The organism is Paenibacillus uliginis N3/975, assembly GCF_900177425.1.
In the GTDB taxonomy this organism is placed as follows: domain Bacteria; phylum Bacillota; class Bacilli; order Paenibacillales; family Paenibacillaceae; genus Paenibacillus_AQ; species Paenibacillus_AQ uliginis.
Window position 1 is genome coordinate 1,009,663 of record NZ_LT840184.1, and the last position, 26,745, is coordinate 1,036,407.

Here is a 26,745-nt window from a genome sequence, read left to right on the forward strand (position 1 = left end):
GTTAATCCTGCGCCGCCATTTCTTTATTTCGATTTGTGACACCCTATATCAATCCAATGGGATTTTAAAAGAGACCTTTGTGCCCTGATCCGGTTGACTCCAAATCTTGAGGCCCTCGCCATACAATTGTTTCAAGCGTCTGTCTGTATTAAGCAATCCAATCCCACTTTTTTCCCGAGCTTGGAAGTGAAGCAGTGGAGTTAACTTATCTTCCTTCATACCCACACCATTATCCTCAACTGAAATTTCAATACATTGATCCCGCCGTTCCACCCGAAGTTGAACAGTTCCGCCTTTAGATAGACTGAGAACTCCGTGTCTTACCGCATTTTCGACAAGAGGCTGAATACTTAACGGTGGTATCATGACATGGATATCGGGTTGTACATCCCATATGAAGTTCAATCTGTTCTCAAAACGCTGCTTCTCTATGTACAGATAGGAATGAACGAGCTCAAGCTCATGCCTAATCGGGACTAATTGTTGAGAATTCCAGAAATCGAAGCTAATTCTCAGGTAAGAACTAAACGCATCAATTAGATCATTCATCTTAGGTAGGTCAAATTCACTTAACGCAGTGATGGAATTCAATGTATTAAATAAGAAATGAGGTTTTATTTGGGCTTGCAGGTAGGCGGCCTCTAGACGCATACGTTGGCCTATCGAACGTTTTAAGTCGGTTAAAGCCTTGATCCTTGGCTTCAATTCAAACGCATTAATCGGTTTTGTTATATAATCATTCGCTCCTGACAAAAATCCGGAGTTAATATCTTCGGGCTGGCTACGTGCGGTCAGCAGCAGAATCGGAAGTTCAGAGAGAGTATACCGTTCACGAATAATCCTTGTTAATTCATATCCTGACATTTGCGGCATCATGACGTCGGCAATAATTAAATCCCACTGAGCTGAATCTAGTTTGAGAATAGCGTCCTTGCCGTTCGTTACTTTTACAACATCATATTGATCTGACGACAGGATGTCTCCAAGAATCTTTAAGTTCACTGTATCATCATCAACTGCCAGTATTTTGGGTCTGTCTGATGCTAGAATCGGTTTTAGAGGCGACAGATCGGACTCGCTTTCGTTGTTACTGGCTGCTACATACGGAGTTGAAGTCTCTATCATCGCAATAGAATCCATCTCTTCACGATCAGACAATCGGAGTGTGAAGGTGAATACAGAGCCCTGACCGGGTGTAGAGCTTACAGTTAATGTTCCGCCATGCAATTTAACCATCTGCTGGCAGATGCTAAGTCCCAGCCCTATTCCACCAATGGTTGTTGAAGTGCCTGTATCTCCTTGCTCATACGCCTGAAAAGCCCTATTTTTTAATTCTTCGTCCATCCCGATTCCTGTGTCTGAGACATGGATAAATGCCTGCCCATCACGTAATTCAGCGTTAATTGATATCGTTCCTTCGTACGTGAATTTAATCGCGTTATGAACAAGATTGTATAGAATCTGAACGAGTCTTTTCTCATCCGCAATGACACGAGGGAAGGAATCAGGTATGTCCATCGACAAGGTGATCATCTTGCCCTCAGTCATAAATTTGAGCATATCAACAACGCCGGAAGCAACCGATTGTACTCGAATGCTGTCGAGTTCCAGATGAATTCGGCCCTCTTTAAGCTGTGATAAATCGAGCAAGTCATTAAGCGTGTGTGACATGCGTTGACCAACCGTTAGGAGCAATTCTAAATTTTGAGCGTTTTGTTTGTTCAAAGATTCTTTTTCTTCATCTAATACATGTTGAGCAATATTAATCATTCCATGAAGAGGTGTTCGCAATTCATGGGAGGTATTCGCCAAGAAGTCATCCTTTAGCTTGTCAGCCATCTGGAGTTTTTTCGCAAGCTGTTTGGTTCGATTGGCAGTCTGGATAAAACGTTTAAACCAGAATGAAGCTAACGCAATTAAAGCAATAATCAGATCAAAAGGATAATACATCATATCAATAAAACCGAGATTCTTAACAATGCCCCAAAAGACATTGGTGGTGAGTGCGGAGGCAACTAGCACTAACAACAACGCGTCTTTACTGGTTCTTAAAGCTATACTCACAGTAAGTACTGGCATAACAAGATAGGTTGGAAAATATAAGATATAAAAAAACGGTACCGAAAACAGTATATATTTCGCTGGTGCCAGCAAAATGAACATCACATACATCAGGTTCAATATGGTGAGCCAACGAAAAGATCTGACAGCTGTGAATTCGTGCAGCGTAAATCTTACACAATTAAGCAATAATATTGCGGTACCCATATAAGAGAGTAAAAATATTTTTACATTCCATTCGTAGTTCAAAGGCAGCCAGGAGAGCAGCAATTGACTGTCGTCGATGAGTATAGAAGCAACACCAAAAATCAGGGAGAGAGACAGAAAGATCAATGATTTCTGGCGGTACCCAATGATGTATAAAATAGCGGCATAAATGGCGTGTATCAGAAGAATAACCACCATCATAATTTGCAGACTCATCGTAAAGGATTGTTCACTACCTACCGTTGATCCAGTTCCGAATCGGATTGGATTAAGCACACCACCTTCAAGGATACTATCAAAGTTAGCCACATGGATAACAAGCTCGATCTCACTCTTATCTGAAGAGAAAGTTACAGTAGATGGAGCATTCTTGGCTGTGTACTGTTCTCTTGTCGAAGCTGGATGGCCTGATTTTTTTAATGAATGGCCGTTTGCAAACAGTTCGTTTGAGGTTTGAATATTAGACAGATGGAGACTATAGGTTTGATGCTTGTCTGGATTAACCAAAATACGCAAACGATATGATCCATAACCTTCGGCGGTTTTATGTTCCGTTGAGAACTTGGTTTTCCAGTTTCCTGGAACCTGGATAAAATCTGTACCTTGAGTGGATGTGTTGTGGTTTGTCTCCTCATGAAGGAGAAATTGATTCGGGTAGAATTCCCACTCGCCATCCAATGAGATAGGGCGATTCGACGAAATATCCCAGTCTCGTAAATCCAGCTCGCCCTGAACCGCTTTCGGATGATCTGGCGCGTTATAGAAAGAGAGCCAACCAATACGCAACAATGTGAGAGAAACCAGAAACAATGCTAAGGTGATAAATACTTTTCTTTTCGTCATCATTCTACATATTTTCGACAACCATTGGTTATATCCTTCATGGCCATATTTTGAATTTCTTCAGAAAAAACTCTTTTTTTTTCACTGTTATCGGTAGTTGACACCAAATGTGATGAATGTCATAATAAAATCCTGAAAGCGCTTAATTGAATACTTACATTGGGTGGAGATGACGAGAATACCCATGTGCTATGTTTATTCGCTATGCGATGTATTAAACATTGGACATGCTGTATCTCGCTGTCTCCATTTTTTGTTGTCTAAAAAATGCTTTTTCAATTATGAAAGGGGAATTTGTTAATGATTAAGAAAAAATGGCTTAACACGGCAATGGTCGCTTTATTTATAGCTGCATCCCTTGTCGGCTGCTCCAAAAGCGGTGGATCTGAGGAGATGCCTAAAGGCGATCCAAACGATACCACTCCGGTTACGATTCAGTATTGGCATTCCCATGCTGAAGCTCAAATGGGCGGCGTGAATTACATGATTTCGGAATTCCAAAAGAAATATCCACACATTACAGTAGAGCCGGTCTTCCAGGGCGGTTACACAGACCTTCAAAAGAAACTCAGTGCGGCTGTAGCAGCTAATGATGTTCCTGCAGTTACTAACGTGGAAGTTTCGGTTGTACCAAACTTTGCCGATGGCGGATTATTTGAAGAACTGACGCCTTATATCAAACGCGATAAAGTGGATATGGAAGACTTCTCTAAAGGTATGCTTCAAGCTTACGCTTATAAAGATAAGCAGTATGGATTTCCGTTGATCGTTAGCACAAGCGTAATGATTTATAACAAAACGATGTTTGACAAACTTGGTGTACAGCCTCCGCAAAAGTGGGACGAAATTGAGGAGTTTAACAAAAAGGTTACGGTTAAAGAAGGCGGTAAAACGAGTCGTTACGCATTCTCCGTTCCCGGTTGGGATACATGGTACTACGATCCGTGGGTTTCCAACGGTGGCGGATCGATCCTGAATGATGATGGAACGAAAACTTCATTGGATATGCCAGAAAGTCAGCGTTGGGCAGAAAATTTCAAAAAATGGTTCGATGACGGTTCATTAACGGTCGGCTTTGGCAAAGGTGCTTCCGACACGATGCGTCAGATGTTTTTAGAAGAAAAGATCGGTATGGTGCAGCACTCCTCGGCAATTATTAAAACCTATGTTGAAAATGCTAAATTTGAAGTCGGTGTATCTTTTATCCCTGGTGATAAAGAGCGTAAATCTCATATCGGCGGCGCAGGTATCGTCATGATGAAAGGCGCGAAGGATGACCAGAAAGAAGCAGCTTGGAAATTCATTCAGTTCATGACCTCTGCCGAGAACAATATCAGATGGGCAGACGAAACAGGTTACCTGCCAACGCACAAATCCGTGATCGATACGGATGAAGGCAAAAAATATTTTGAGAAATGGCCTCAATATAAAGCTGTATTCGATAACTTCGATAACGTGGGACCTCGTCCTCAGCACCCGGCTTATCCGGAAATGAGCAATGTGTACAAAGACATTGTCGGCGAAATGGCTCTGAATGGAAAAGACCCGGTTCCATTGATCAAAGAGAACATTCAGAAAATGAACGACATTCTGTCTGATTATTAATCATAACGGAAGTGAGGAACTAGAATGAATCAGGCACCCACAGTCGTCTCAGTACCTAAAACGCCTAAGAATAAAGGTCTGCGCCGCAGAATGGAAAGTCTGAAGGATTTTGCATTCGCAGCCCCAGCCTTACTGGTTCTTGGTATATTTATCTACTATCCGCTTCTTTTTTCTTTCTATATTAGTTTTACGAATTGGAATATGACCAAGCCGGTGAAGAAATTCATCGGCTTGGACAACTACGATAAGCTGTTAAGCGACGATTTATTCTACAAGGTGCTGCGTATTACGTTCACTTATACGATTCTTGATGTTTTACTTACGCTCGCCCTGGGACTTGGACTTGCTCTTCTATTGAATGTATCTAACAGAGTCTACAATTTTATGCGTTCAGGCATCTTTATGCCGTATTACATTTCGATGGTTATCGCATCCATGATCTTTTTGTGGATTTTCAACAACCAATATGGCTTACTGAACAAAATTATCGGGATATTCGGCTTGGAACCTATAAACTGGCTTCAGGATCCGGATACGGCGCTCTGGACGCTGCTGGCTGTATCCATCTGGAAGGGTGTCGGCTTTACGATGCTCATCTTCATGGCGGGTCTGCGCAGTATTCCACTTGAATATTACGAGGCTTCCAGCCTTGACGGGGCGAACAAGTTCTGGCAGTTCCTACATATTACGCTTCCACTACTGTCGCCAACGACTTTGTTTCTTGTCATTACCAACTTTATTTCTTCGATGCAGGTATTCCAATCCGTTGATATTATGACGAACGGCGGCCCGCTCGACTCCACGAAAGCGATTGTGTACTGGATTTACGAAATGGCATTTGTAAACTTCAGGACAGGCCGTGCTTCCGCACTAGTTATTATCTTCTTCTTTATTATCATCATTCTGACTGCAGTACAGATGCTGGTATCCAAGAAGAAAGTTCATTATGAAGGGTAGGTTCGTTTGATGTCAAAACCGGTTTGGAAAACCATTAGACTCATAGCTGCGATCCTAGTAACCCTCATCATGGTTTTTCCGGTGTACTGGATGTTCATTACATCGTTGAAAACGTCGAACGAGCTGCGGCTTGCAATCCCAACGTTTTGGCCGGATAAATTTATGTGGGGTAACTATATCGAGGCATTTAATGCTGCACCTTTTGGGCGTTATGCCATCAACACTGTCGTTCAGACTGTCGGCATTCTCTTTCTTCAGATTAACCTCGGTATCATGGCGGCATATGCTTTTGCCAAGGGGAACTTTCCGGGTAGAGACAAGCTTTTTCTCCTGGTCCTTGCTGCACTGATCGTGCCGGATCAGGTTACATTCGTACCCGTGTATGTAATGATGTCGGGTGTGGGATGGATCGACTCGTTCTACGCTTTGATCGTTCCGCATGCGGTGTCAGCCTATACCATTTTCCTGCTACGCCAAACATTTAAATCTATTAACAATGATGTCATTGAAGCCGGCAAAGTCGATGGTGCGAACCGCTTTCAGGTGTTGTACCGTATTCTGACTCCTATGGCTCTTCCTACAATTGCAACGATGGGTATTCTAAGCTTTATCAGCAGCTGGAACTCGTACTTCTGGCCACTGATTATGACCAACTCGAATGACATGCGTGTACTTACCGTAGGTATAGCCATGATGAGGGACTCTGTTGCAGGGGATGAAGCACTTAATTTCCATCTGATTATGGCGGCGAGTGTTATGATCATTCTGCCGATTGTTCTTATCTTCATCTTTGCCCAAAAACATATCATTACCGCTATGTCTAACTCGACATTTAAGTAATGATAGACCACCGATAGAATGATAACGATGCAAAAGATTGTTGCAAGTGAACTTTGTTTCGATGGAGCCCTCATTAAGGAGTGTATTGTTATGTCTCACACCAAACAGCCTCTTATTATTTCACATCGCGGTGCTTCCGGAGAAGCGCCAGAGAATACTATGGCCGCTTTCAAGCTGGGATTGGAGCAGGGCTGCGATGCTTTCGAGCTTGACGTTCATTTGTCCAAAGACGGCCAACTTGTTGTCATTCACGATGGGACAATTGACCGTACAACGGATGGAAGTGGGGCCATTAACGAGCTAACGGTAGATGAGTTGAAAGCATTTGACGCGGGCTCATGGTTTAAGAAGGAGTACACTGGAGAACGGATCCCTCTTCTTGAAGAGGTGTTTGATCACACCCCTGCTCATATCTTGATCAATATTGAGGTCAAAGGCTCTTACAACCAACAGTTGGAGCCTGCCCTCATCGAATTGTTGAAAAAGAAAAATCGAATGGATACCGTTGTCATCTCCTCTTTTGATTGGAAAAGCCTGTGCTATCTTAAAGAACTTGAGCCACAAATAAAGGTAGGCCTCCTTTATAACCTGTGTTTGGATCACCATGATAAACTGCCGGAAGCCGCCGGAACGAACGTATACTCACTTCATCCCAACGGCGAAAAGCTGGATTCGCATGACATCCACCGCATACAGGCGGCCAATCTGCGTGTTTATATATGGACCATCAATAACGAACAGCAAATGCGATTTGCATTAGAAGCTGGCGTGGATGGCATTATTACCGATTACCCGGGCCAACTGAAAGCTCTGATGGCAGAAATTAATGCGTGAGGGTCAATGACTTCGCGGATAACCCACACAAATAACCCTTGATGGACCTCATCAAGGGTTATTTGTGTGCATTGCTCTCTTTTCGGACCAGCTACCATTCGATCTTTATTAGCCAAAATTACAAAAGAGCCGAACACCCCGTCACGCCCTTTCGGTCACGCCGGCCTTGGTTCTGCTCTTTCGAGATCATTGTAACGTATGAAAAGCATACCAGAGCAAGCCTTTTATTCACAAAGGATTTCATTCGCTACTCGCCACTCGCCACGGAAGATGATTCACGACACAAAACATGCTACTATTCAGCGTAGGGACAATATCTCAGATAGGGGAGCATGGAACATGGCGAACATTAAAGAAATAGCCAAGCTTGCGGGGGTGTCGGTGTCCACGGTATCCCGTGTACTGAACGATCATCCCTATGTGAGTGAGGATAAAAGAGCCAGAGTAATTGAAACCATGAAGCAGTTAAAATACGCCCGCAATATGAATGCCGTTCATCTTATTACAGGTAAAACAAAAAACGTTGCAATCATGCTGCCTTTTATAAACCATGCCTATTTTTCTCTCTTAATGGAAGGAATCGGTGGGGAAGCTCTTGCCAATCATTACCGGCTGGTTCTATGTCAGACCGGATACGAACCGGATAAGGAACGTGAAGTGCTGGAAATGCTGCGAAACAGGGAGATTGACGGTATTATCGTCCTGTCCACAGCGACACCGGTAGAAAGGATTGAAGAATACTGTAGTTATGGACCGATAGTCTGTTGTCAGGAAGCGGGGAAGAGGGCTTTTTCATCCGTTTATATAGATCATTCACGTGCGTTCCGCTCTGCCATGGAGTGCCTTATTGCTAAAGGTCACCGTCATATTGGCTTTACGGTAGGCCGAATGGATAGTCCAAGTACGAGAGCCCGTATCGATGTATACCGAAAAATATTGGCTGAGCTGGGTGAACCACTGCGGGAAGAGTGGATACTGGACGGATGCCTAGGTATGGAAGAGGGGGCAGCCATCATGCAGCGGCTTTGGGATATGCCCGAAAGACCAAGCGGGATGCTTGTTACAGGTGATCATGTCGCAGCAGGATTAGTATGGGAAGCAGGCAGACGTGGTGTTTCTATTCCGGAGGAATTGGCAGTTATCGGTTTTGATAACCAGCCGATCGGCAAAATGCTCGGGTTGACGACCATCGATAACCGGCTGTACGAAATGGGGGCAGAGGCGTTCCGGATCCTGTATAGCCACATACAAGAGCCCAATCAGGAGTCTGTTCAAAGGGAGCTTGACTTTGAGCTGATTGAGCGATCATCGGTTTGATGGATTACAAACTTCGACAAGTGTGATATTCTTAATATGCAAGTTCATTGTTTCACAACTCACGTCTGCAATGGCTATTGCAGGCGTTATCTTTAGTATGAAAGAAAGGAGCAGGTTTAGTGAGTTTATGGACACAATTTAAAAAAGCTTCACGGATGCAGGTCATTCCGATTATGTTGATCCCGGTAGCTCTTGGCGCGATCGGTGCATATGTATGGACTGGCGAATTTCATCCGTGGCTTTTCATATTAACATTGATCGGAGCAGGGGCGGCCCATTTATTTTCCAATATGGTTAATGATCTGTGGGATTATAAAAATGGAACTGATGACGAAGCGAAAAATAACGTCGATGCCATATCCACGAACTCCGGTTTTTTGACCCAGGAGAAATGGTCAATTCGTAAATTTGAGACCGTCACCTGGCTGCTATTTACGATTGCTACGCTGTGCGGCGTCGTTCTCAGTCTGTTCAGCGGCTGGTGGGCTTTCATATTTGGCGCACTGGGTGGATTGATCGCTTATTTCTATGTGGCCCCGCCGATCCGATTCGGATACCGCGGTAAGGGGTACAGCGAGGTGGCGATACTGCTCTCCTTTGGTATTCTGCCGGTCATGGGTGCATACTATGTGCAGACTTCTCATATGGACGTTCGCGCATTGATGCTATCATTGCCTATCGGTCTTTTGACCACATTAATTTTGTTTAACCATCACTTTTTGCACTGGCAGGCCGATCGACTGGCCGGGAAAAAGACACTTGTCGTTGTGTGGGGGGAGAAAAGAGCGCTTCGCTTCTCGCGGGTGCTGCTGTTGTTAGCTTGCTTGTCCCTCATTGCTTGTGTAGCTGCAGGGGCTTTGCCGCCTTACGCACTTCTGGCAGTGATTACGGTTATTCCGCTCTACATGGTGTATGGACGTTTGCAGGACAGCAATCGTTCCGAGGCTTATCTGCCGCTTATGAAGGCTTCCACCAAAACAACTTTGCGCTGCGGCGGAGTTCTAATTATATCCCTTATCGTTCAGGGCTTAATTTAAACTATGTAAGAAAGAAGGTACTAGAATGGAACAGGAACGTATTTTTGGCGATTTTCATACCATTTTATCAGAAGGCGAAGTTTGGAAAATAGGTGGATTCCCACTGCCAGACGGCACGTTCTGGGAATACCGTGAACCGAATGCTGTTGTTATCGTTCGTAATGGGATTCTGTATGTACGCGCTCCGCTCAGTCGTCAGAACAACCAGGTGCAAATACTTGATAATGCCAAACATATGTATTACTCCGTTGAAGATGTGAAGGTGCCGGAAGCGGGTGAAGTCAGCTTTGAGCTTCAAATCCGCGCACGGTCACAGGGAACAGTACCTGGTGACTTGTACGACGGCTATGTGTCTTTGAACCTGCTTGATTTTACAACCGGTGCAGCACTGGATTTCTTCGCTTCCAATGACAAGTACGCAAGTGTTTATGCCGTGCTTCCATTCCCGGGCGTAGAGGTTCCGGAGTCGGACAAGACCCGTTATTTCTGCATTTTTAAGGAAGACACCAACTTCAAGCCGCGTGAGTTTAACACCTACAAAATTACGTACAACCGTGGCAATGACGAAGCGATTTTCTATCTAAATGGAGAAGAAATTCGTCGTGAGAAGAACATTCCGATCAAATTCAACAAGTTCACGATTGCTCTTGGTATCATGACCGAGAAAGACCTGACACCGGAAGGCAGCGTATCGGTTCACGGCCAGACCGTAATTGCGGAGTATTCACCGGTGACGGTAACAATTAAGGAATAGAGATCCTGGATTCAATATATAAAACCGCCTTTTAGACGTTTACGCTACGTCACGAAAAGGCGGTTTTTTTGTTTGTGCGACTTAACTCCATTTACGCTTAATGCTTTAGTCAGATATAAGTTGTCAAGCCACATACCGATTAGAAAAAAGCATATGCAGAATCATGTAACCTTATTTAAGTTAGAAGCAAAAAAAGCCGCCCACATGGGCGGCTTCATCACATCTCTTAGAATAGTAGAAGAATTATTTAGTCTTCAAATCCTCAATCGAGTTAATGTTCATATAAGTTGGAACGACCAATCCGGTTTTAACACCTTCCATGTTTGCTCCCAGATCCTCTACCTGATCTTTGAACTTATTCCAGTAATCGGCATGAGTCAGTGGAAGCCAAGCAGATACCGTAGCATCTACATCACCTTTGGCAACACCTGTCCACATCGGACCAGCTTCAACTTGAAGAGCAGTGACTTTATAGCCAAGCTTATTCTCAAGAATGTGCATCACCAAGTGGGTACTTGCGATTTCGGAATCCCAGGCTACATAACCCAGCTTCATTTCTTTGTTGCTAACTGGCGTGATGTCCTTTGTCCACCCGTCCACACGGTCTGGGTGGCTGTCAGCCCATTCTTTAGCCGCAGCTACAGGCGTTTTACCATCCTGGATTGCGATCATGATCTCACCCATTTCATCAGAGGTCCATTTGAAATTTTGCAGGAATTGATACGCTTCAGGGTGATCCTCTTTCAGGCCCTTTCTGGCTATTGTGTGAATTTCCTCGGCCTCACCGAATGTTTTTTTCGGGTCTTCTAAATATTTAAGATCATACTTGGAGAACATCCAGTGTGGAGTCCAGCCAGTAATAATAATCGGTTCTTCTTTCTTAATTGCTTTAGCCAAGGTGGCAGTCATGGCGGCACCGGAACCTTCAATTAATTTCCAATCCGTCAAGCCGTAATCCTCAATGGCTTTTGCAGCAGCTTTCATAATGCCGGCACCCGGATCGATACCGATGATCTCATGATTCACTTGTTCGCCGACTGTTTTTGTTGCAGCTTCTCCGTCTCCGCCGGTGTTACCGCAGGCAGACAAGACAAGTACAGCCGCCAAACTGAGCGTTGCCCATAGTTTTGTTTTCTTCATGTTTATGCACCCCTTTTTTTCGATTTGAAAATATTTTGTGTAAAGCGGTCTAGCACAATCGCCAGGATGACGACTGCAAGACCGGCTTCAAAACCTTTACCAATCTGCAGTTGGGTTACTGCACGATAAACCTCGGCCCCAATGCCCTGAGCCCCGATCATGGAAGCGATGACGACCATGGAGAGGGAGAGCATGATCGTCTGATTTATACCAGCCATCAATGTAGGCATAGCGAGCGGAAGCTGTACTTTAATCAGCTTCTGAGCAGAGGTAGAACCGAATGCGTCCGCAGCTTCCGTCAGTTCACCGGACACCTGTTTGATGCCGAGCTGAGTCAGGCGAATCGTCGGCGGAATAGCGAAGATAACTGATGCGATAACGCCTGGAACCACACCCAGACTAAAGAAAGTGACGGCAGGAAGCAGGTAAACGAACGCGGGCATCGTCTGCATGAAGTCCAGCAGTGGAATAATAATCCGCGAAGCGGTTTTGCTATATGCACACCATATACCGATCGGTACACCCAGTAAGACAGAAATGAGCGCCGAAGTTAGAACGAGGCTCAATGTGTCCATCGTTTGTGCCCAGTATCCCAGGTTATCGATAATGAGGAATCCGATAACTGTGAACAGGGTCAGTGGTAGACGCCCTGCCAGGAAAGCGAGTATTCCCAGAATAACGATAAAAATTAGCGGATGGGGCAGCATGAACAGATCGCTGAACGCATTTACGATACCTTCGATAACGGTTGCGATTGCATCAAAGAAGCCTGACAAATAGTCCTCCATCCAGCTAACCAAAGATTCAATCCATTCGGCGAGTGGGATTTTAGGCATCTGTCTTCACCTCCTCGCCTTTGTTTTCTCCGGCGAGCGCACCCAAAACTGCTCCACGAACGATTACACCGAGCAATTTACCAGCATCATCAACGACGGCGAGTGGGACCTTCGATAAACTTGTAATTTCAAACAACTCATTAAGAAGTGTATCAGGACCTACACGAGGACCATCCTTAATAATAATATCTTCTAGTTTTTGGTTATTACGAAGAGCGTTAATGGCATCCTCCGCCGTTATGACACCAAGCAGTCGCTTGGTACGGTCAATAATAAACAGATTGGAAATGCCCCGTTCGCGCATAAGCTCCAGCGCAACCCGTGGTCCCCGGTCTGTCGTAATGGCCTCGGGACGACGCATGACATGTGCGGCGGTTAATACCTTGGACAAGTCCACATCCTCCACAAAACGTTCAACGTAGTCATTGGCAGGCTGTGTTAAAATTTCCTCCGGTGTGCCGATCTGCACTATTGAGCCGTCTTTCATCAGTGCGATGCGGTCCCCGATACGGAGCGCTTCATCCAGATCGTGAGTAATAAACACGATCGTTTTTTTCATTTTGTCCTGCAGCTCAATCAATTCGTCCTGCATATCACGGCGAATCAGTGGATCAAGTGCGCTGAAGGCTTCATCCATAAGCAGGATTTCGGGATCGTTTGCTAGCGCACGGGCCAGACCGACACGCTGCTGCATACCGCCACTCAGCTGGTCCGGCATTTTGTTTTCCCAACCCTTTAAACCAACAAGTTCCAGAGCCTGTATTGCAGCTTCCCGACGTTTTTTCTTATCGGCGTTTTGGATTTCCAGACCGTATTCGGCATTCTCGACAACCGTGCGGTGCGGGAATAGTGCGAACTTTTGGAACACCATGCTGATTGTTTTACGGCGCACATTACGAAGCTGCTCCTTATTCATTTTTCTTAAATCATGACCGTGAATCAGAATTTCTCCCGACGTCGGCTCAATCAACCGATTTAGCAAACGTACAAGTGTGGACTTGCCGCTGCCGGATAACCCCATGATGACAAAGATTTCGCCTTGGCGAATGTCAAAGGTGGCACGGTTGACGCCAACCGTAGTATTTTTTTCTTTGGCGATACGTTCTTTGCTCCATCCCTGTTGTAGAAGCTCAATTCCTTGCTCAGCATGAGGACCGAACAATTTGCTTACGTTGTTGACTTGCATAATGCTCAAAGATATTCCTCCTTTATATAGTAGAAGTGAAGATTAATTCGCCGAGCGCACAGTGGTTATGATGTTTAAACCCATGTGTAACATTGTAACAATATTATACGTATTGTATCAAACGTTATATCCGTACGTATAGAACGTACAGTAAAAACTGTACAAAGTTATTCTGCTGTATGCTCCCAGATGCTCCCTAATACTTCGGAGTGGGGTTCTTTACTTTTAAAATAGCTTTCCCTACAATAGACGAGAGAATGTGTGAAGGATTAACCTAGGCGGTTTTTTTCCTGGAGCAGCATGATATTAATTTTCGCTTGTTTTGAGTAAACTTGGCACAAAGCGGGGATGGTTACAGAAAGAGGAGGCTGCAAGCATGGGCTTGTACCATTTAGATGAAGAACGGCAGGCCGCCGTGCATAAAATCCGTAAACGTGTTATTGAAAATATCGGACGCAATATGGATTTATATGGAATTTCGATATCGACGGGACATTTATACGGTCTGTTATTTTTTGCGGACAAGCCGATGAACCTCGATGAGATGGGACAGGAAATGAAGATGAGCAAGACCAGCATGAGTACAGGTGTGCGGACTTTGCTTGATTACAAGATGGTTAATAAGGTATGGGAAAAAGGTTCCAGAAAAGATCTGTATGAGGTCGAATATGACTGGTATCAGACGTTTGCTGATTTTTTTGATATTAAGTGGAGAAAATCGGTGGAGAGCAATATTTTGATTTTTCGAAGAGCACTGGATGAAACCAGTAAGCTGCTGAAGCAGCATGAAGATGATGAAATCATAACCGCCGTGCTGCTGGAAGACCAGGCCAAGATGAAAGAAGCCGTCACATACTACAAATGGCTTGACCGGTTAATTGATACGTTTGTTAGCGGGGAAATTTTCAATCTGGTACCTAAAGAGCCATCAATTGATGAATAAACATATTGTAAATGAGATTGTAACTTCTTATACTAACATTAAAGGCAATGCTTACCTTAAGAGGTACAACCTGTTATAGCGGGTTGTGCCTTTTTTGTTGTCTTGAACACAATAAAGGGAGGTTTTCGAAATGGGTAAATCTTTGGATCGGCTGGTCGTTGTAACTGACTTTGAGTCATCATGGCTGGATAATAAAAGGAAACTGTATATTTATCTTCCTCCAAGTTATCGACATAACAAGGATCGGAGATATCCAGTTCTGTATATGCATGATGGACAGCATGTATTTCAGGCGGATGCGGCAGGAACTTCTTGGGAAATGCATCAAACGACCGATCGCCTTGCTCTGGAAGGAAAGATGGAGGAGATTATTGTTGTCGGCATTGCAATCGCTCCGCATCAAAGGCTTAATGAATATTTTCACGATGGTCCGGGGATTCGCCTAGTTTTTGATCCACCCTTTTCAGGTAGGCTTTATGAACAATGTGTAATTCAAGAGATCATACCGTATATAAATGAAAACTTCAGGACGTTAACCGGCCCAGAACATACAGCAATGATGGGGTCTTCTGCCGGGGGAATTGTTACGTATAACATTGGATTTCGTAATCCGCAAATATTCGGGAAAATAGCGGTGTTGTCACCTTACTTCGTACATACAGTTTTTGAGGAAGGGACTTTAAAAGAGCAGCCATTTTATCAACGTTATGACTCACATCCAAATCTTAAAGTATGGATAGACATGGGGGATGCCGAAGGATTATTTATGCCGAAATATGCGTCAGAAGAAGCCACGGCTCTGATTCGGGACGGTTTTGTTCCGGACGATGATCTGATGCTGCTGATACATCATGGTGCAGGTCATAGTCAAAAGGATTGGGCTGCAAGAGTTCATGCTCCCCTTCTTTATTTTTTTGGCACACTCGGAAAAACGGAGACGGCTGTCATTTATGGGGATGAGGTGATCGGGATTCAAGGCCCGGTCGTTACTCTTTACCCGGTCGTTCATTACGACAGTGGTTATATGCACACCCCCATGACAGGGAAGTATACGGTGAAACATCCCGAACTGCTTGACGTTTTGCCGGACGGAACGTTGAAGGCTAAAGCACCTGGGGTAACGACGATTATTTTTGAGTATAACGGGGTAAAGGCTCATAAAAAAATAACCATTGTGGAGAAGGTACAAGAGTACGTAAAAGTGTCCATACATGTGGATGTGCCGGATGATACGCCTTCATACCGAAATATTTATGCCGGGATAGAACTGCTTAGAGTAGGTGAATATACGTATGAAGGCAGTGCGCAGATTCCCCGAGGACTTACGTTTACTTTCAAAATCGCAAGAGGCTTCGGTCAGCATGAAAAAAATAAAGATGGCAGTCCCATGAGAAGCAGATCTTTTACGGCTCTTAAGGACCTGGATCTTTATTATAGCGTGCAGGCGTGGGAAGACTGACTGCTAATTTGTTCCTCCGGCATGTTAGGCATATACTTAAGTGTGTAACATAATTCAACACGGAGAAATTTGGAGGAGCATATGAACATCAGACCAGCAGTAAAAGAAGATGCAGTTGCGGCAGCTCGGCTGCTTTATGATGCACTACACGATGTTGCCCATCAGCTGACTGGGCAGGAAAGCGAAGAAGACGCAGTTACGATTCTGGAGCAGTTTTTGAAAGATGAGGAAGGGCGTCTTAGTTATCATCAGTCATTGGTAAGCGAGGTTGAAGGCAAGACAGCTGGAATTATTGTCACTTATGCTGGTGACGAAGCAGAACGGTTGGACCGTCCGATTGTGGAACGGCTGCGGAAACTGAAGAATGATCCATCTATTTCGCTAGATAAAGAAGCGGATGAAGATGAATTCTATATTGATACTCTATCCGTTTCCCCTCAGTTTAAAGGGCAGGGCATAGGTTCAGCTCTGATGCATGCGGCAGAGGAACGGGCAAAGGAACGTGGTTACAATAAAATTGCATTAGCCGTAGTAACGGACAATAAAAGAGCGTATTCCTTATATCTTAGAAGCGGGTATGAGGTTGATAAAGAAATCATCATTAATCATCATGTCTATTACCATATGGTTAAACACCTTTAAGAGGTTGCCAACTGGGACACTAGCGCATGCTTATTAAACAGCAAAAAAGAAACCGGCCTGATTTTTTTCAGGACGGTTTCTTTTTTGCTTTCTTGCTATTCGGATGACAAACTTTGATAAAACCCAGTTCTCCATGTTGGGTAAAGTGGTTTCCAACCGTATTCGATTCGGGCTTTGGCATTCGACGCTCCGCGCTCGCCACGGTTGCTGCCCTCGTTGTGATTGGGCTTAGGTGCACCTAATGCCTCCGCGTATACAGGAAGCCATTCGATTCCGGTTGCGGGTTCATCATCCACAATGTTAATCGGGCCAGATGGCCAATCCAGAGCGAGCAAGGCTGCATTAGCCGCATCTTCCACATGAAGGAAGGAAGTGATCCCTTCGGTTGCCTGCATTTGTTTAGTGGTTACTTTTTCAGCTATAACTCCTTTACGGTCGTACCAAGTATCACGACCATAGAGCATGCCGTACCTGAGAATGACATGATTAGATATCTCAGCAACTGCACGTTCCAGCGATATTATTCCATCAACCGTTGTTTTTCGCGGGTAAGGAGCGTTCAAATCTAAAGGAATCTCTTCTGAAGCGTAACCCTCACCAGGCTCATAAGCCCACGAAATACTTTGTGCGATAAAACGAGAAACATTTGCTGCTTTACCAGCATCAACCAGATTTCGGGTTCCAATTTCTCTTATTCTGGCATTGTCTGATACATTCCAATTATTCAAAGAAGTCAATTGATGTATGATCACCTCGGGCTGTACACTTGCTACGGTTGAAATGATTGAATCCCGATCTAACGCATCCGCAATAACAGCTTGTGCCCCCAAGCTTTGAATCATGTCTATGCGATCTTTGTTATGTGTCATTCCAATAACCTCATGACCTGCTTGTACCAATGCAGGAAGCAGCAAACGTCCAATAACTCCGGTTGCCCCAGCCACAAATATTTTCATTAGTTTCATCTTCTTTCTTCAACATATATCAGAACATACAATCTAGCTGTTATCCTAGCATGATCAATAGGGGTTATTAAGAGCCATTTAAATAAAGTTTTACTGTGCCAATTTATTACTGTGTATTTACAAAAGGAAAAACATGGATTATGATTGGTCGTATAGTCGATCTAAAAAATTAGAATGAATAAATATTATAGTATGAACTGTGAAAGTAGATCGATAATTGATGATGAAGGAGATGACGGGGATGAATCAGAAACAAAGCTCCATTCCGATATCCGTTGAACAGTCTAAACTGTTAGGTAGTGCACAGCGGGTGAAAATTATAGGCGCAATTGCGGACGAGGCTAAAACAGCAAAACAGGTGGCCGATGAACTTGGACAGTCTCCGGGTAGTACGCATTACCATATTCAGAAGCTGCATGATGGAGGCTTAATTGATCTGGTTGAGACAAGAACAGCGGGCGGAATCGTGGAGAAATACTATATAGCTAAAGCGAAATGGTTCGATTCTGACGGCGAACAGTTTCCCGATCCCATCTTGGCGGATAATTTTGTATCTTCAAGCTCCACGAAGATTAACCTTAGGCTAGCTCTGACACCAGACCAGAGAGAAGAGCTAACAGCGGAATTTAAATCATTGATGGAAAAATGGGTGGCCCTTACCTCGGCATCGAAGGAGGAAGGAACAGAATTTGCAATCGGCTTTAAGCTGATATCTGCTGAGAAGAAATCTGGTTCTTAAATCGAAATTAGGATCGGACGGGGGATTTGACGATGGACATTTTCAGAAACAGAAACTTCTCGATTATGTTTGCAGGCCGTATTCTGACCAATATCGGAGACAGTCTGTATGCAGTGGCAGCGATGTGGCTGGTGTATGATTTGGGCGGCTCCACATTGTATACCGGATTGGCAGGATTCTTGTCTATTATCCCCAGGATTATTCAGCTCCTGTCAGGGCCGCTGATTGACCGCATTCCGGTAAGAAGTATTCTCGTATTCACACAGCTTTTTCAAGGATTGGTTCTGCTCATTGTTCCTATAGCCTATTATTTTGAATTTCTTACCGTTGGACTGGTACTGACGATTACACCGATTTTATCGACATGTAATATGTGGGTGTATCCGGCGCAGATGACAGCTCTCCCAAAAATACTGGATCAGAAATCGTTGACGCAGGGCAATTCCCTGTTCTCTATTGCTTACCAAGGGATTGATGTTGCATGCAATGCTATATCCGGCGTGTTAATTGTTGCTCTGGGGGCAGTATCATTATACTTGTGGAACTCTTTAGGCTTTTTCATTGGAGCACTGTTGTTTGCACAAATACGCATTCCATCCCTTGCTTCTCAACCCGATATTGAAGATAATGCGGATGCTTCTTCTGACTCAACCCGTGCAGAACCTAGCTTTATGAAACGTTATTTATCCGATATGAAAGAAGGAATCAGGCTTCTCGTGGCGACACCGCTATCGCGGCTGCTGTTTGGCGTTATTATGGTCAATGCAGCAGGGGGAGCGACATTTACCGTATTGCCTGCATTTAGCGACAGCCTTGGAGGTGCCGGTATATACGGTGTGCTGTTGATGGCCCAAGCGCTCGGCAGTTTGCTTGGTGCGATTGCTGCCCCGTACTTGAAGCTGGAACGGATTACCTTGGGGAATTTGTATTCGGGAGCGTTTATGATTTGTGGTTTGGCCTGGAGCATATGTATATTTATTCCTTGGCCTTGGCTTACGGTTATCGTTTACGGTTTGGCTTGGATTCCGGGAGGAGTGACGAATGTGATGATTAACACCGTTATTCAAAAAGGAATACCATCCCAAAATTTAGGTTCTGTATTCGCAGCTGCTTCGGGAATGAGCGGTATTGCTATGCCTGTAGGCAGTCTGATCGGCGGGGCGCTCGGCATATGGATAGGCGGAAGCGGCGTAATCGTGTGGTGCGGGATTGCGATTCTTATGGTCAGTCTGTACTGGAGATTTGACCCTGTCACCCGGCGTCTTCCGGCTTCGGAGCAGATACACGGATCATTGTTTAATTATTTCAGCGGCGATAACAGCCCGTCCAAGCCTGGAACGGTCCATGAAGTCAGCTAGGATTGAGCCATATCCATGGTAGATTCACAAATAACTTCTGTTACAAAGCGGCCCTGCATCGTTGATGTGATGCCGTTTTTTTGTTAGACAACTCCCGGCTTGTCATGCCCGTCTGCATAATGTGACCAAGTCCCTCATAGACATGTATCAATCAATTCAAAACATGTGCTGAAGGGGATGATGACATGCGCCGGATTTCATGGGTGCTGCTCGCTGCTGTATTAAGCTTCACCTTGGTGTTATCGGGATGTGGAAAGAAGGATGCCGACGGAGTTATAAAGGATCTGGGCAAGGTTGCTGATAAGCTGGAGAGTGCTAAAGGAGCTTATCAGGGTGCTGGAGTGATGACCATACATACAGGTTCGACTCCTCAGCAGTATCAGGTGGAGGTATGGTATCAATCCCCGAGCTATTACCGGATCAGCTTGACCAACGGACAGAAGGACATTACACAAATTGTACTGCGCAATGATGATGGGGTGTTTGTTCTTACGCCAAGTCTTAACAAGAGCTTCCGCTTCAAGAGCGACTGGCCGGAGAATCAAGGACAGGTGTACCTGTACCAGACGATGCTCGGCAGCATTTTAAGTGATAATACTCGTCAGTTCGCGGAGGATAAAGACAGCTACGTATTTGATGTTGCCGCCAAATATCATAGCCATTCCCTCGTGCGTCAAAAGATTTGGCTTGCCAAGGACACCTACACACCAAAGCAGGTTCAAGTATCTGACTCTGAGGCTAAAGTGGTTGTGGATGTAAAATTCAACTCATTTACCTTTGATACGAATTTGACAAAAGAATCGTTCGACACGAACCGTAACCTCAGCACGATGAATCAGCCGGAGAAACAAACGATGGCTGAAGTGGATGAGAATGGAGTACCAGTGGCCTCTACCGACGGAACGGGAGAAGCTCAAGGGCCGGAAGCAGAACCTACTGCAGCCCAGCAACTCGGATCATTCGGAATCATTGAGCCTGAATACACTCCGGCTGGGGTCATGATCAAAGATACACAGGAAATTGCAGATAGCAAGGACCATGCGGTCGTTCTCCGTTATGACGGTGTGTATCAATACACAATCATGGAGTCCCGTCCGCTGGATCGTGCGGTGTCGCTGGCACCAGGCAGCGCGATAGACTTAGGCTTTACTATGGGCGTGCTGACAGGCGATGAGCAAAAAACACTGACCTGGATGACGGAAGGGATTGAATTCCGGATCACGAGTGCAAACCTTCCAACTTCTGAAATGGTTGAAATCGCTGCTTCCATGAAGGAACAATCGGGTAAATAATACGATGAAGGCGGATACCGAGTATTGTAGAAGGGTTAAATCTCTGCAATAAAGGCCATTCGCCTCTTTCTTCAAAATGTAAGGATGTGCGGTTCACAACTCCATTTTTCCTTATATTTCAAGCAGGAACGATCCATTTCTGCATGTTCGCGGGGCTGGGGAAGCTATTGAACTAATCTGGCGGCAGCGGCTGAATTGACAGTTGCCTTAAGGAACATTACCATTAGTCTATTGTAGAACATGATGTTTTTCAAAATGGTAAGAAGGTGACTGGAATTGCAAGTGATATATCGACCTACCCAAGCGGATATCAATCTGGACCATCTGCGTGACAATTACAACAGCTTCCGAAGCTCTCTTCCGGAGCAAATGAAGCTTCTGGCCTGTGTCAAAGCGAATGCATACGGACATGGGGCAGTAGAGGTTGCACGAGAGATGGAGGAACTGGGCGCGGACTATTTAAGCGTCGCCTTTTTGGATGAAGCGCTGGAGCTTCGTCAGGCGGGGATACACATGCCGATTCTTGTGTTAGGATACACGCCTCCAGAAGGGATCGAGACGGCATGGAAGCATGATATTACCGTGACCCTGTTCAGTCCAGAAGTGCTCGAAGCGATCAAGGCCCTGCCGGAAGCGGGAGGGCGTCGGCTGAAAGTGCACATCAAAATTGACAGTGGAATGGGCCGATTGGGTCTGCTTCCGGGCGAAGCTGCCATATCTTTTATGGAAGAGATTTTTTCGCTGCCGCAGGTAATTGTCGAAGGTATGTATACCCATTTTGCAAGAGCAGATGAAGAGAATAAAGACTACACACTGGAACAGTACCGGCGATTCAAAAGCGTGGCGGACGCCCTGCGGGATTTGGGTTACACCATCCCGATCATACATACGGGCAATAGTGCCGCTGCCATCGATACTCCTGATCTATCCTATAATATGGTGCGGATAGGCATCAGTTTATATGGATTGTATCCATCCGATGAGGTGAATCGAACAACGGTAAGCTTGAGCCCGGTCATGACGTTAAAGACGCAACTCGTCTATGTCAAAAAGCTTCCGCAGAACTACGGCATCAGCTATGGCAGCAAGTATGTAACCGAGGAGGAAGAAGTGATAGGAACCCTTCCCATCGGTTATGCTGACGGATATTCCCGTATGCTGAGCGGTAAAGCGGAAGTGCTGATACGCGGCCGCCGCGTTCCTGTTGTCGGTAATATTTGTATGGACCAGTGTATGGTATCGTTGAAATCTTTCGCCGAGGAGGCGGAACAAATCAAAGTCGGTGAAGAGGTTGTACTCATCGGCCAGCAGTCTGGATCGTGTATAACGGCAGATGAGCTGGCCTCTAAGCTGGGTACCATCCACTATGAATTGGTCTGCATGATCGCCCGTCGGGTGCCGCGTGCGTATATACGCGGAGGCATACCCGTTAAAAGGGCGAACCCCCTTTGGTAGCACTTCTTTTTTGATAGCATTATCCATTATTTTATTCGGGAAAGAAGGAATAAGTACAGACTTTCACGAACTATGAATATGACAGTTAGTCTGTACGAAAGTGCCGATTGTAGTTTATAATGAGATGCAGCATACTTGATATACCTTCGGCATATATATTCTTTTGTATAAATTTCCTTGAATAACGTAATACTGGTGCACAGGGCAAGAAGGTTGTGGGGGTGGAATAGAAGGTGGCCAACATGCAGAACACCAAACGAATCATGATCAGTTTACCGGATCATCTTTTGCAGGAAGTGGACGGGATTGCTCAGCTGGAAAATTCCAACCGTAGTGAGCTTATCAGGCAGGCCATGAAGCTGTATTTGAATGAACGCAAGAAGCGTTATATTCGTGAATCTATGCAGCGGGGTTACATGGAGATGGCTAAGATCAACCTGACTATGGCATCTGAAGCGTTTCACGCGGAGGAAGATGCAGACAGCACTCTGGACCGCTTAGTAAGCGGGGTGTAGACAGTGATCGTAAAACGCGGCGACGTATTTTTTGCGGATCTTTCACCCGTTGTCGGTTCCGAGCAGGGCGGTGTAAGACCGGTCCTCGTCATTCAGAACGATATCGGTAACCGGTTCAGTCCTACGGTAATTGTTGCGGCTATAACCGCACAAATTCAGAAAGCTAAACTTCCGACCCACGTTGAAATAGACGCGGCGGCCCATGGATTTGACCGAGATTCCGTAATTTTGCTGGAGCAGATCCGAACGATTGATAAGCAGCGGTTAACCGATAAGATCACCCATCTGGACGAGGAAACGATGAGCAAGGTGGATGATTCCCTGCAGATCAGTTTGGGTTTGATTGATTTCTAGTGTGTTAACGTTTAAACATAGCAGCCCTATAGGGCGCAATAACCCGCCGGGAAGTATCCCGGCGGGTTATTGCTCGTTAGTTGCAGACATGTGATATGGGGAATTGCTGGAATTCGTATGTTGAAGGGTACTGCCATCGGGTATTAAGACGTAGGCAGTAGTTGTGATTGCAATAAAAGTAGCAAAACAAACTACCGACCACGCCCATGCCTTCTTGTTGTTCATCCGTATTACCTCCAATATAATGGTACGACAGAATAATCTAGTTTAATGCTTGTTTAATAATTGTATAGATAGAATCTTAAAAACAGATGAAAAGCAGATTAAGGTTTACTTAAAAGAGGAGACAAGTTGGGCAAGCTGGAAATGCAGGCGAAGATTTGGGATAATGGTTGTATAGTTTTTTGAAGAGAGAGGGATAAACATTGTCTGAATTAGAAGCTGTCGTGGAAGTGAATGAGGAACAGATCCGCAAAGAAGAGTATGAGAGGATCGTCAAACAAATCGCCAAGGAGCTTCAGTTGTCAGTCAAGCAGGTCCGTACGACCGTTGAACTGCTGGATGAAGGAAATACGATACCGTTTATCGCACGCTACCGCAAAGAGATGACAGGGGAACTGGATGAGAACCGCCTTCGTGATATCGAAGACCGTACCAACTATTTGCGTAATCTGGAGGTTCGCAAGCGGGAAGTCATCCGGATTATAGATGAGCAGGGCAAACTGACCGACGAACTCAGATCGTCGATTGATCAAGCGGTGAAGCTTCAGGAAGTGGAAGACTTGTACCGTCCGTACAAGCAAAAGCGGAAGACACGCGCTAGTGTGGCGAAGGAGAAAGGACTTGAGCCTTTAGCCTCCTGGATTTGGAATCAGCCGAAGCAAGGGGACGCCCTGACGGAAGCTGCGAACTATGTGGATGAAGAAAAAGGAGTGGCTACGGCGGAAGAAGCGCTTCAAGGCGCAATGGACATTTTAGCGGAAAATATCGCTGATGATGCTACTGTTCGTTCCTGGGTGCGTCGCTATAGTATGGATCACGGCATATTGACCTCCGAAGCCAAGGATAAGGAAGCGGAGTCCGTCTACGAGAATTATTACGAATACCGTGAGCTGGCCAAAAAAATGCCGCCTCACCGTATCCTGGCTATCAACCGGGGGGAACGCGAGAATATCCTCAAGGTTGGTCTGGAGGTTCCGCCCGAGTCGATTCACGGATATATTGGCAAACAGGTATTAAGCGGCACATCTATGGTATCCGATATTTTGAACGCGGTTATTGAGGATGCTTACAAGCGCCTGATTGCCCCTTCCATTGAGCGGGAAGTTCGAGGTGAGCTGACGGAGAAAGGTGAGAACCAAGCTATCTCTATTTTTGCGGGGAATTTGCGCAGTCTGCTGCTGCAGCCGCCGGTGAAGGGACGCTGTGTGCTTGGGGTTGACCCGGCTTACCGTACGGGCTGTAAGCTGGCTGTGGTGGATGATACAGGTAAACTGCTTGAAGTAGCTGTGACATACCCTACGCCTCCGAACAATAAAAAGCGGGAGGCAGCCGCTAAATTTAAAGAGCTCATCACCAAATATGGAATCCAGCTAATTGTTATCGGAAACGGTACCGGATCCCGGGAGACGGAGCAGTTTGTTGCTGAGGTTATTTCTGACATTGGCGATCCTGATCTGGCGTATTTGATCGTTAATGAAGCGGGAGCAAGTGTGTACTCAGCCTCCAAGCTGGCCCAAGAGGAGTTCCCTGATCTCGATGTAGCGGAACGAAGTGCAGCCTCGATTGCCCGCCGTGTTCAAGATCCACTGGCTGAGCTGGTGAAGATTGATCCGAAATCGATCGGTGTGGGACAGTATCAGCACGATGTATCGCAAAAGCATTTGGAGGAAAGTCTGAAGGCGGTTGTGGAGTCGGCAGTTAACCATGTTGGTGTTGATGTTAATACGGCTTCTCCATCCCTGCTGTCTTATGTGGCGGGTATTAATGCGACAATCGCCAAGAACATTGTGAAATACCGGGAAGAGAACGGAAAGTTTGTCAGCCGGAAGCAGCTTCAGAAGGTGCCTCGTCTTGGGGCTAAAACCTTTGAACAATGTGTGGGTTTTATGCGGATTTCTGACGGGGATAATACGCTAGACAGTACACCAATTCACCCGGAATCTTATCCTGTGGTGGACCGGTTGTTCAAGGAGCTGAATGTTAGCTCGGACAAAGTTGGAACGAAAGAGTTGTCTGAACTCCTAGATGGACAAGCGACCGAAAATCTGGCTGTGAAGCTGGAAGTCGGTGTACCGACTCTGCGGGATATCCTGGATAGCCTCCAGCGCCCTGGCCGTGATCCACGGGAGGAGCTGCCGCTTCCGATCTTCCGTACGGATGTGTTGAAGATTGAAGACCTGCTCCCTGGAATGGAGCTTCAGGGGACCGTCCGCAACGTAATCGACTTTGGTGCCTTTGTTGATATCGGTATCAAGAGTGATGGATTAGTTCATATTTCACAGCTCAGCGATGGGTATGTCAAACATCCGATGGATGTTGTATCAGTCGGTGACAATGTAACCGTATGGGTATTGAATGTAGATTTGAAAAAAGGCCGCGTCGGTTTGACTATGCGTAAGCCGAAGGACCAATAAGAATAACGAGAAGCCCCGAATCCAGTGCTGGATCGGGGCTTTTTGTTAAGAGATTGGCTTTTAACGCGCAGTTTTGAATGATCGGGAATAAACTTGAAATCATCTCAAAATAAACTAAAACAAGCCGGACCCTTGGTCTGGCTTGTTCGCATACCTGATATGGATAATATTGTGCACCCTTTATTGGGCATCCGAGCTCTCACCCGGGGAGTTTCGGTAAAAAAACCAGCACTCGTTCAGTAGTTTGATTTGGCGTCTGTCCTTTTTGCGAAAGGCACGTGTCAGTTGATTGCAGAGCCATTGCGGCAAGGGTATCTCCTCCTCTTGCGATCCGTCTGTATGGATAGCATATGGGGAAGACGCCCAAAGCGTGCAGGTCTACCTATTTTTAAACGGCTTCTTCTTCATACCACTGCTCTAGCTGTGCCTGTAGGGCGCGAATTTCAGTGAGCAGAGATATGAGCGGATAATGAGTCTCATCCAGGGAAGCAAAGGTGCGCTCCAATTCATTTATGTAGTCAAGACCACTGACCAATTGCGCAGATTCCTGAAGCAAGTCCAGGTTATCACATTCAGCTATGGCGAGCGGAAGCTCCGGCTTGTCCGGTGCGGTCAACTTGCTGAATTCCTTATTGAGCCGCAGATTGAGCGCGCTAAGCTGGTAAGCGTAATCCGAAGGCATCTCCACGTATTGCAGTTTATCGTTCAGCTGTAAAATCACATAACGCATGTTCGGCATGATTGTAAGTTCTCCCTTCATACTTTCCTGC

General features: G+C 45.5%; 24 protein-coding genes. 17 read left to right on the top strand and 7 right to left on the bottom strand.

Annotated features, from left to right (window positions below):
• Window positions 1-48: 48 nt before the first annotated feature.
• Window positions 49-3,114, bottom strand: a complete 3,066-nt coding sequence (locus tag B9N86_RS04720; protein WP_208917995.1) for a hybrid sensor histidine kinase/response regulator — start codon at window positions 3,112-3,114, stop codon at window positions 49-51.
• Window positions 3,115-3,411: 297 nt separating this feature from the next.
• Between B9N86_RS04720 and B9N86_RS04725 the strand changes: the two genes are divergently transcribed.
• The 7 genes from B9N86_RS04725 to B9N86_RS04755 all read left to right on the top strand — a co-directional run bounded on the left by B9N86_RS04725 (window position 3,412) and on the right by B9N86_RS04755 (window position 10,455).
• Entirely contained in the window at window positions 3,412-4,716 is a 1,305-nt protein-coding gene (locus tag B9N86_RS04725) for an ABC transporter substrate-binding protein (protein ID WP_208917996.1), read from the top strand.
• 24 nt (window positions 4,717-4,740) lie between these two features.
• Window positions 4,741-5,673 (top strand): carbohydrate ABC transporter permease, encoded by a 933-nt coding sequence (locus B9N86_RS04730; protein ID WP_425298572.1) that lies wholly within the window; start codon window positions 4,741-4,743, stop codon window positions 5,671-5,673.
• 9 nt (window positions 5,674-5,682) lie between these two features.
• Window positions 5,683-6,513 carry a carbohydrate ABC transporter permease gene (locus B9N86_RS04735; RefSeq protein WP_208917997.1) on the top strand — a complete coding sequence of 277 codons (831 nt, stop codon included), beginning with the start codon at window positions 5,683-5,685 and terminating at the stop codon, window positions 6,511-6,513.
• Between the two features lie 90 nt (window positions 6,514-6,603).
• Window positions 6,604-7,347: a glycerophosphodiester phosphodiesterase gene (locus tag B9N86_RS04740; RefSeq protein WP_208917998.1), complete on the top strand. Its 744-nt coding sequence runs from the start codon at window positions 6,604-6,606 to the stop codon at window positions 7,345-7,347.
• Between the two features lie 339 nt (window positions 7,348-7,686).
• Entirely contained in the window at window positions 7,687-8,664 is a 978-nt protein-coding gene (locus B9N86_RS04745) for a LacI family DNA-binding transcriptional regulator (RefSeq protein WP_208917999.1), read from the top strand.
• A 119-nt stretch (window positions 8,665-8,783) separates the two neighbouring features.
• Window positions 8,784-9,701 carry a prenyltransferase gene (locus B9N86_RS04750; protein ID WP_208918000.1) on the top strand — a complete coding sequence of 306 codons (918 nt, stop codon included), beginning with the start codon at window positions 8,784-8,786 and terminating at the stop codon, window positions 9,699-9,701.
• Between the two features lie 25 nt (window positions 9,702-9,726).
• A complete protein-coding gene (locus B9N86_RS04755) occupies window positions 9,727-10,455 on the top strand; it encodes a DUF6081 family protein (protein ID WP_208918001.1) in 729 nt (242 codons plus the stop codon).
• Window positions 10,456-10,698: 243 nt separating this feature from the next.
• Here the strand turns inward: B9N86_RS04755 and B9N86_RS04760 are convergent, their stop codons facing one another.
• Genes B9N86_RS04760 through B9N86_RS04770 form a run of 3 tightly spaced genes read right to left on the bottom strand, consistent with a single transcriptional unit; the run spans window position 10,699 to window position 13,617 of the window.
• A complete protein-coding gene (locus tag B9N86_RS04760) occupies window positions 10,699-11,595 on the bottom strand; it encodes a glycine betaine ABC transporter substrate-binding protein (protein ID WP_208918002.1) in 897 nt (298 codons plus the stop codon).
• 2 nt (window positions 11,596-11,597) lie between these two features.
• Complete coding sequence (locus B9N86_RS04765) at window positions 11,598-12,431, bottom strand: ABC transporter permease (RefSeq protein ID WP_208918003.1); 834 nt, start codon at window positions 12,429-12,431, stop codon at window positions 11,598-11,600.
• The gene (locus tag B9N86_RS04770; protein ID WP_210190694.1) at window positions 12,424-13,617 is read right to left on the bottom strand and encodes a quaternary amine ABC transporter ATP-binding protein; all 1,194 of its coding nucleotides are present in this window, start codon (window positions 13,615-13,617) and stop codon (window positions 12,424-12,426) included. Before B9N86_RS04770 ends, B9N86_RS04765 begins: the two co-directional genes overlap by 8 nt.
• Window positions 13,618-13,993: 376 nt before the next feature.
• Here B9N86_RS04770 and B9N86_RS04775 point away from each other — a divergent pair, with 376 nt between their 5' ends.
• The 3 genes from B9N86_RS04775 (at window position 13,994) to B9N86_RS04785 (ending at window position 16,661) form a co-directional block, all read left to right on the top strand.
• Complete coding sequence (locus B9N86_RS04775) at window positions 13,994-14,560, top strand: GbsR/MarR family transcriptional regulator (RefSeq protein ID WP_208918004.1); 567 nt, start codon at window positions 13,994-13,996, stop codon at window positions 14,558-14,560.
• Window positions 14,561-14,690: 130 nt separating this feature from the next.
• Window positions 14,691-16,019: an alpha/beta hydrolase gene (locus B9N86_RS04780; protein WP_208918005.1), complete on the top strand. Its 1,329-nt coding sequence runs from the start codon at window positions 14,691-14,693 to the stop codon at window positions 16,017-16,019.
• Window positions 16,020-16,100: 81 nt separating this feature from the next.
• Window positions 16,101-16,661 (top strand): GNAT family N-acetyltransferase, encoded by a 561-nt coding sequence (locus B9N86_RS04785; protein WP_208918006.1) that lies wholly within the window; start codon window positions 16,101-16,103, stop codon window positions 16,659-16,661.
• A 95-nt stretch (window positions 16,662-16,756) separates the two neighbouring features.
• On the opposite strand, the gene B9N86_RS04790 is transcribed toward B9N86_RS04785, so the two are convergent.
• A complete protein-coding gene (locus B9N86_RS04790; protein WP_208918007.1) occupies window positions 16,757-17,617 on the bottom strand; it encodes an NAD-dependent epimerase/dehydratase family protein in 861 nt (286 codons plus the stop codon).
• Window positions 17,618-17,867: 250 nt separating this feature from the next.
• On the opposite strand from B9N86_RS04790, the gene B9N86_RS04795 reads away from it, so the two are divergent.
• The 7 genes from B9N86_RS04795 (at window position 17,868) to B9N86_RS04825 (ending at window position 25,975) form a co-directional block, all read left to right on the top strand.
• The gene (locus tag B9N86_RS04795; protein ID WP_244562948.1) at window positions 17,868-18,365 is read left to right on the top strand and encodes an ArsR/SmtB family transcription factor; all 498 of its coding nucleotides are present in this window, start codon (window positions 17,868-17,870) and stop codon (window positions 18,363-18,365) included.
• Window positions 18,366-18,397: 32 nt separating this feature from the next.
• On the top strand, window positions 18,398-19,723 hold the full coding sequence (locus B9N86_RS04800; protein WP_208918008.1) for an MFS transporter: 1,326 nt from the start codon (window positions 18,398-18,400) through the stop codon (window positions 19,721-19,723).
• Between the two features lie 185 nt (window positions 19,724-19,908).
• Window positions 19,909-21,015 carry a LolA family protein gene (locus B9N86_RS04805; protein ID WP_208918009.1) on the top strand — a complete coding sequence of 369 codons (1,107 nt, stop codon included), beginning with the start codon at window positions 19,909-19,911 and terminating at the stop codon, window positions 21,013-21,015.
• A 276-nt stretch (window positions 21,016-21,291) separates the two neighbouring features.
• A complete protein-coding gene (gene alr / locus B9N86_RS04810) occupies window positions 21,292-22,470 on the top strand; it encodes an alanine racemase (protein WP_208918010.1) in 1,179 nt (392 codons plus the stop codon).
• Between the two features lie 233 nt (window positions 22,471-22,703).
• A complete protein-coding gene (locus B9N86_RS04815; RefSeq protein ID WP_046681343.1) occupies window positions 22,704-22,985 on the top strand; it encodes a CopG family ribbon-helix-helix protein in 282 nt (93 codons plus the stop codon).
• Window positions 22,986-22,988: 3 nt separating this feature from the next.
• The gene (locus tag B9N86_RS04820) at window positions 22,989-23,339 is read left to right on the top strand and encodes a type II toxin-antitoxin system PemK/MazF family toxin (protein WP_208918011.1); all 351 of its coding nucleotides are present in this window, start codon (window positions 22,989-22,991) and stop codon (window positions 23,337-23,339) included.
• 425 nt (window positions 23,340-23,764) lie between these two features.
• A complete protein-coding gene (locus B9N86_RS04825) occupies window positions 23,765-25,975 on the top strand; it encodes a Tex family protein (protein ID WP_280174967.1) in 2,211 nt (736 codons plus the stop codon).
• Between the two features lie 180 nt (window positions 25,976-26,155).
• Here the strand turns inward: B9N86_RS04825 and cmpA are convergent, their stop codons facing one another.
• A complete protein-coding gene (cmpA, locus tag B9N86_RS04830; protein WP_208918012.1) occupies window positions 26,156-26,284 on the bottom strand; it encodes a cortex morphogenetic protein CmpA in 129 nt (42 codons plus the stop codon).
• A 79-nt stretch (window positions 26,285-26,363) separates the two neighbouring features.
• On the bottom strand, window positions 26,364-26,714 hold the full coding sequence (locus B9N86_RS04835; RefSeq protein WP_208920095.1) for a hydrolase/acyltransferase: 351 nt from the start codon (window positions 26,712-26,714) through the stop codon (window positions 26,364-26,366).
• Window positions 26,715-26,745 lie beyond the last annotated feature (31 nt).

What these genes read in the sequence shown, in the direction of transcription:
- B9N86_RS04720 (WP_208917995.1), bottom strand. Translation starts at nt 3,114, where the DNA reads ATGATGACGAAAAGAAAAGTATTTATCACCTTAGCATTGTTTCTGGTT.
- B9N86_RS04725 (WP_208917996.1), top strand. Translation starts at nt 3,412, where the DNA reads ATGATTAAGAAAAAATGGCTTAACACGGCAATGGTCGCTTTATTTATA.
- B9N86_RS04730 (WP_425298572.1), top strand. Translation starts at nt 4,741, where the DNA reads ATGAATCAGGCACCCACAGTCGTCTCAGTACCTAAAACGCCTAAGAAT.
- B9N86_RS04735 (WP_208917997.1), top strand. Translation starts at nt 5,683, where the DNA reads ATGTCAAAACCGGTTTGGAAAACCATTAGACTCATAGCTGCGATCCTA.
- B9N86_RS04740 (WP_208917998.1), top strand. Translation starts at nt 6,604, where the DNA reads ATGTCTCACACCAAACAGCCTCTTATTATTTCACATCGCGGTGCTTCC.
- B9N86_RS04745 (WP_208917999.1), top strand. Translation starts at nt 7,687, where the DNA reads ATGGCGAACATTAAAGAAATAGCCAAGCTTGCGGGGGTGTCGGTGTCC.
- B9N86_RS04755 (WP_208918001.1), top strand. Translation starts at nt 9,727, where the DNA reads ATGGAACAGGAACGTATTTTTGGCGATTTTCATACCATTTTATCAGAA.
- B9N86_RS04760 (WP_208918002.1), bottom strand. Translation starts at nt 11,595, where the DNA reads ATGAAGAAAACAAAACTATGGGCAACGCTCAGTTTGGCGGCTGTACTT.
- B9N86_RS04765 (WP_208918003.1), bottom strand. Translation starts at nt 12,431, where the DNA reads ATGCCTAAAATCCCACTCGCCGAATGGATTGAATCTTTGGTTAGCTGG.
- B9N86_RS04770 (WP_210190694.1), bottom strand. Translation starts at nt 13,617, where the DNA reads ATGCAAGTCAACAACGTAAGCAAATTGTTCGGTCCTCATGCTGAGCAA.
- B9N86_RS04775 (WP_208918004.1), top strand. Translation starts at nt 13,994, where the DNA reads ATGGGCTTGTACCATTTAGATGAAGAACGGCAGGCCGCCGTGCATAAA.
- B9N86_RS04780 (WP_208918005.1), top strand. Translation starts at nt 14,691, where the DNA reads ATGGGTAAATCTTTGGATCGGCTGGTCGTTGTAACTGACTTTGAGTCA.
- B9N86_RS04785 (WP_208918006.1), top strand. Translation starts at nt 16,101, where the DNA reads ATGAACATCAGACCAGCAGTAAAAGAAGATGCAGTTGCGGCAGCTCGG.
- B9N86_RS04790 (WP_208918007.1), bottom strand. Translation starts at nt 17,617, where the DNA reads ATGAAAATATTTGTGGCTGGGGCAACCGGAGTTATTGGACGTTTGCTG.
- B9N86_RS04795 (WP_244562948.1), top strand. Translation starts at nt 17,868, where the DNA reads ATGAATCAGAAACAAAGCTCCATTCCGATATCCGTTGAACAGTCTAAA.
- B9N86_RS04800 (WP_208918008.1), top strand. Translation starts at nt 18,398, where the DNA reads ATGGACATTTTCAGAAACAGAAACTTCTCGATTATGTTTGCAGGCCGT.
- B9N86_RS04805 (WP_208918009.1), top strand. Translation starts at nt 19,909, where the DNA reads ATGCGCCGGATTTCATGGGTGCTGCTCGCTGCTGTATTAAGCTTCACC.
- B9N86_RS04835 (WP_208920095.1), bottom strand. Translation starts at nt 26,714, where the DNA reads ATGCCGAACATGCGTTATGTGATTTTACAGCTGAACGATAAACTGCAA.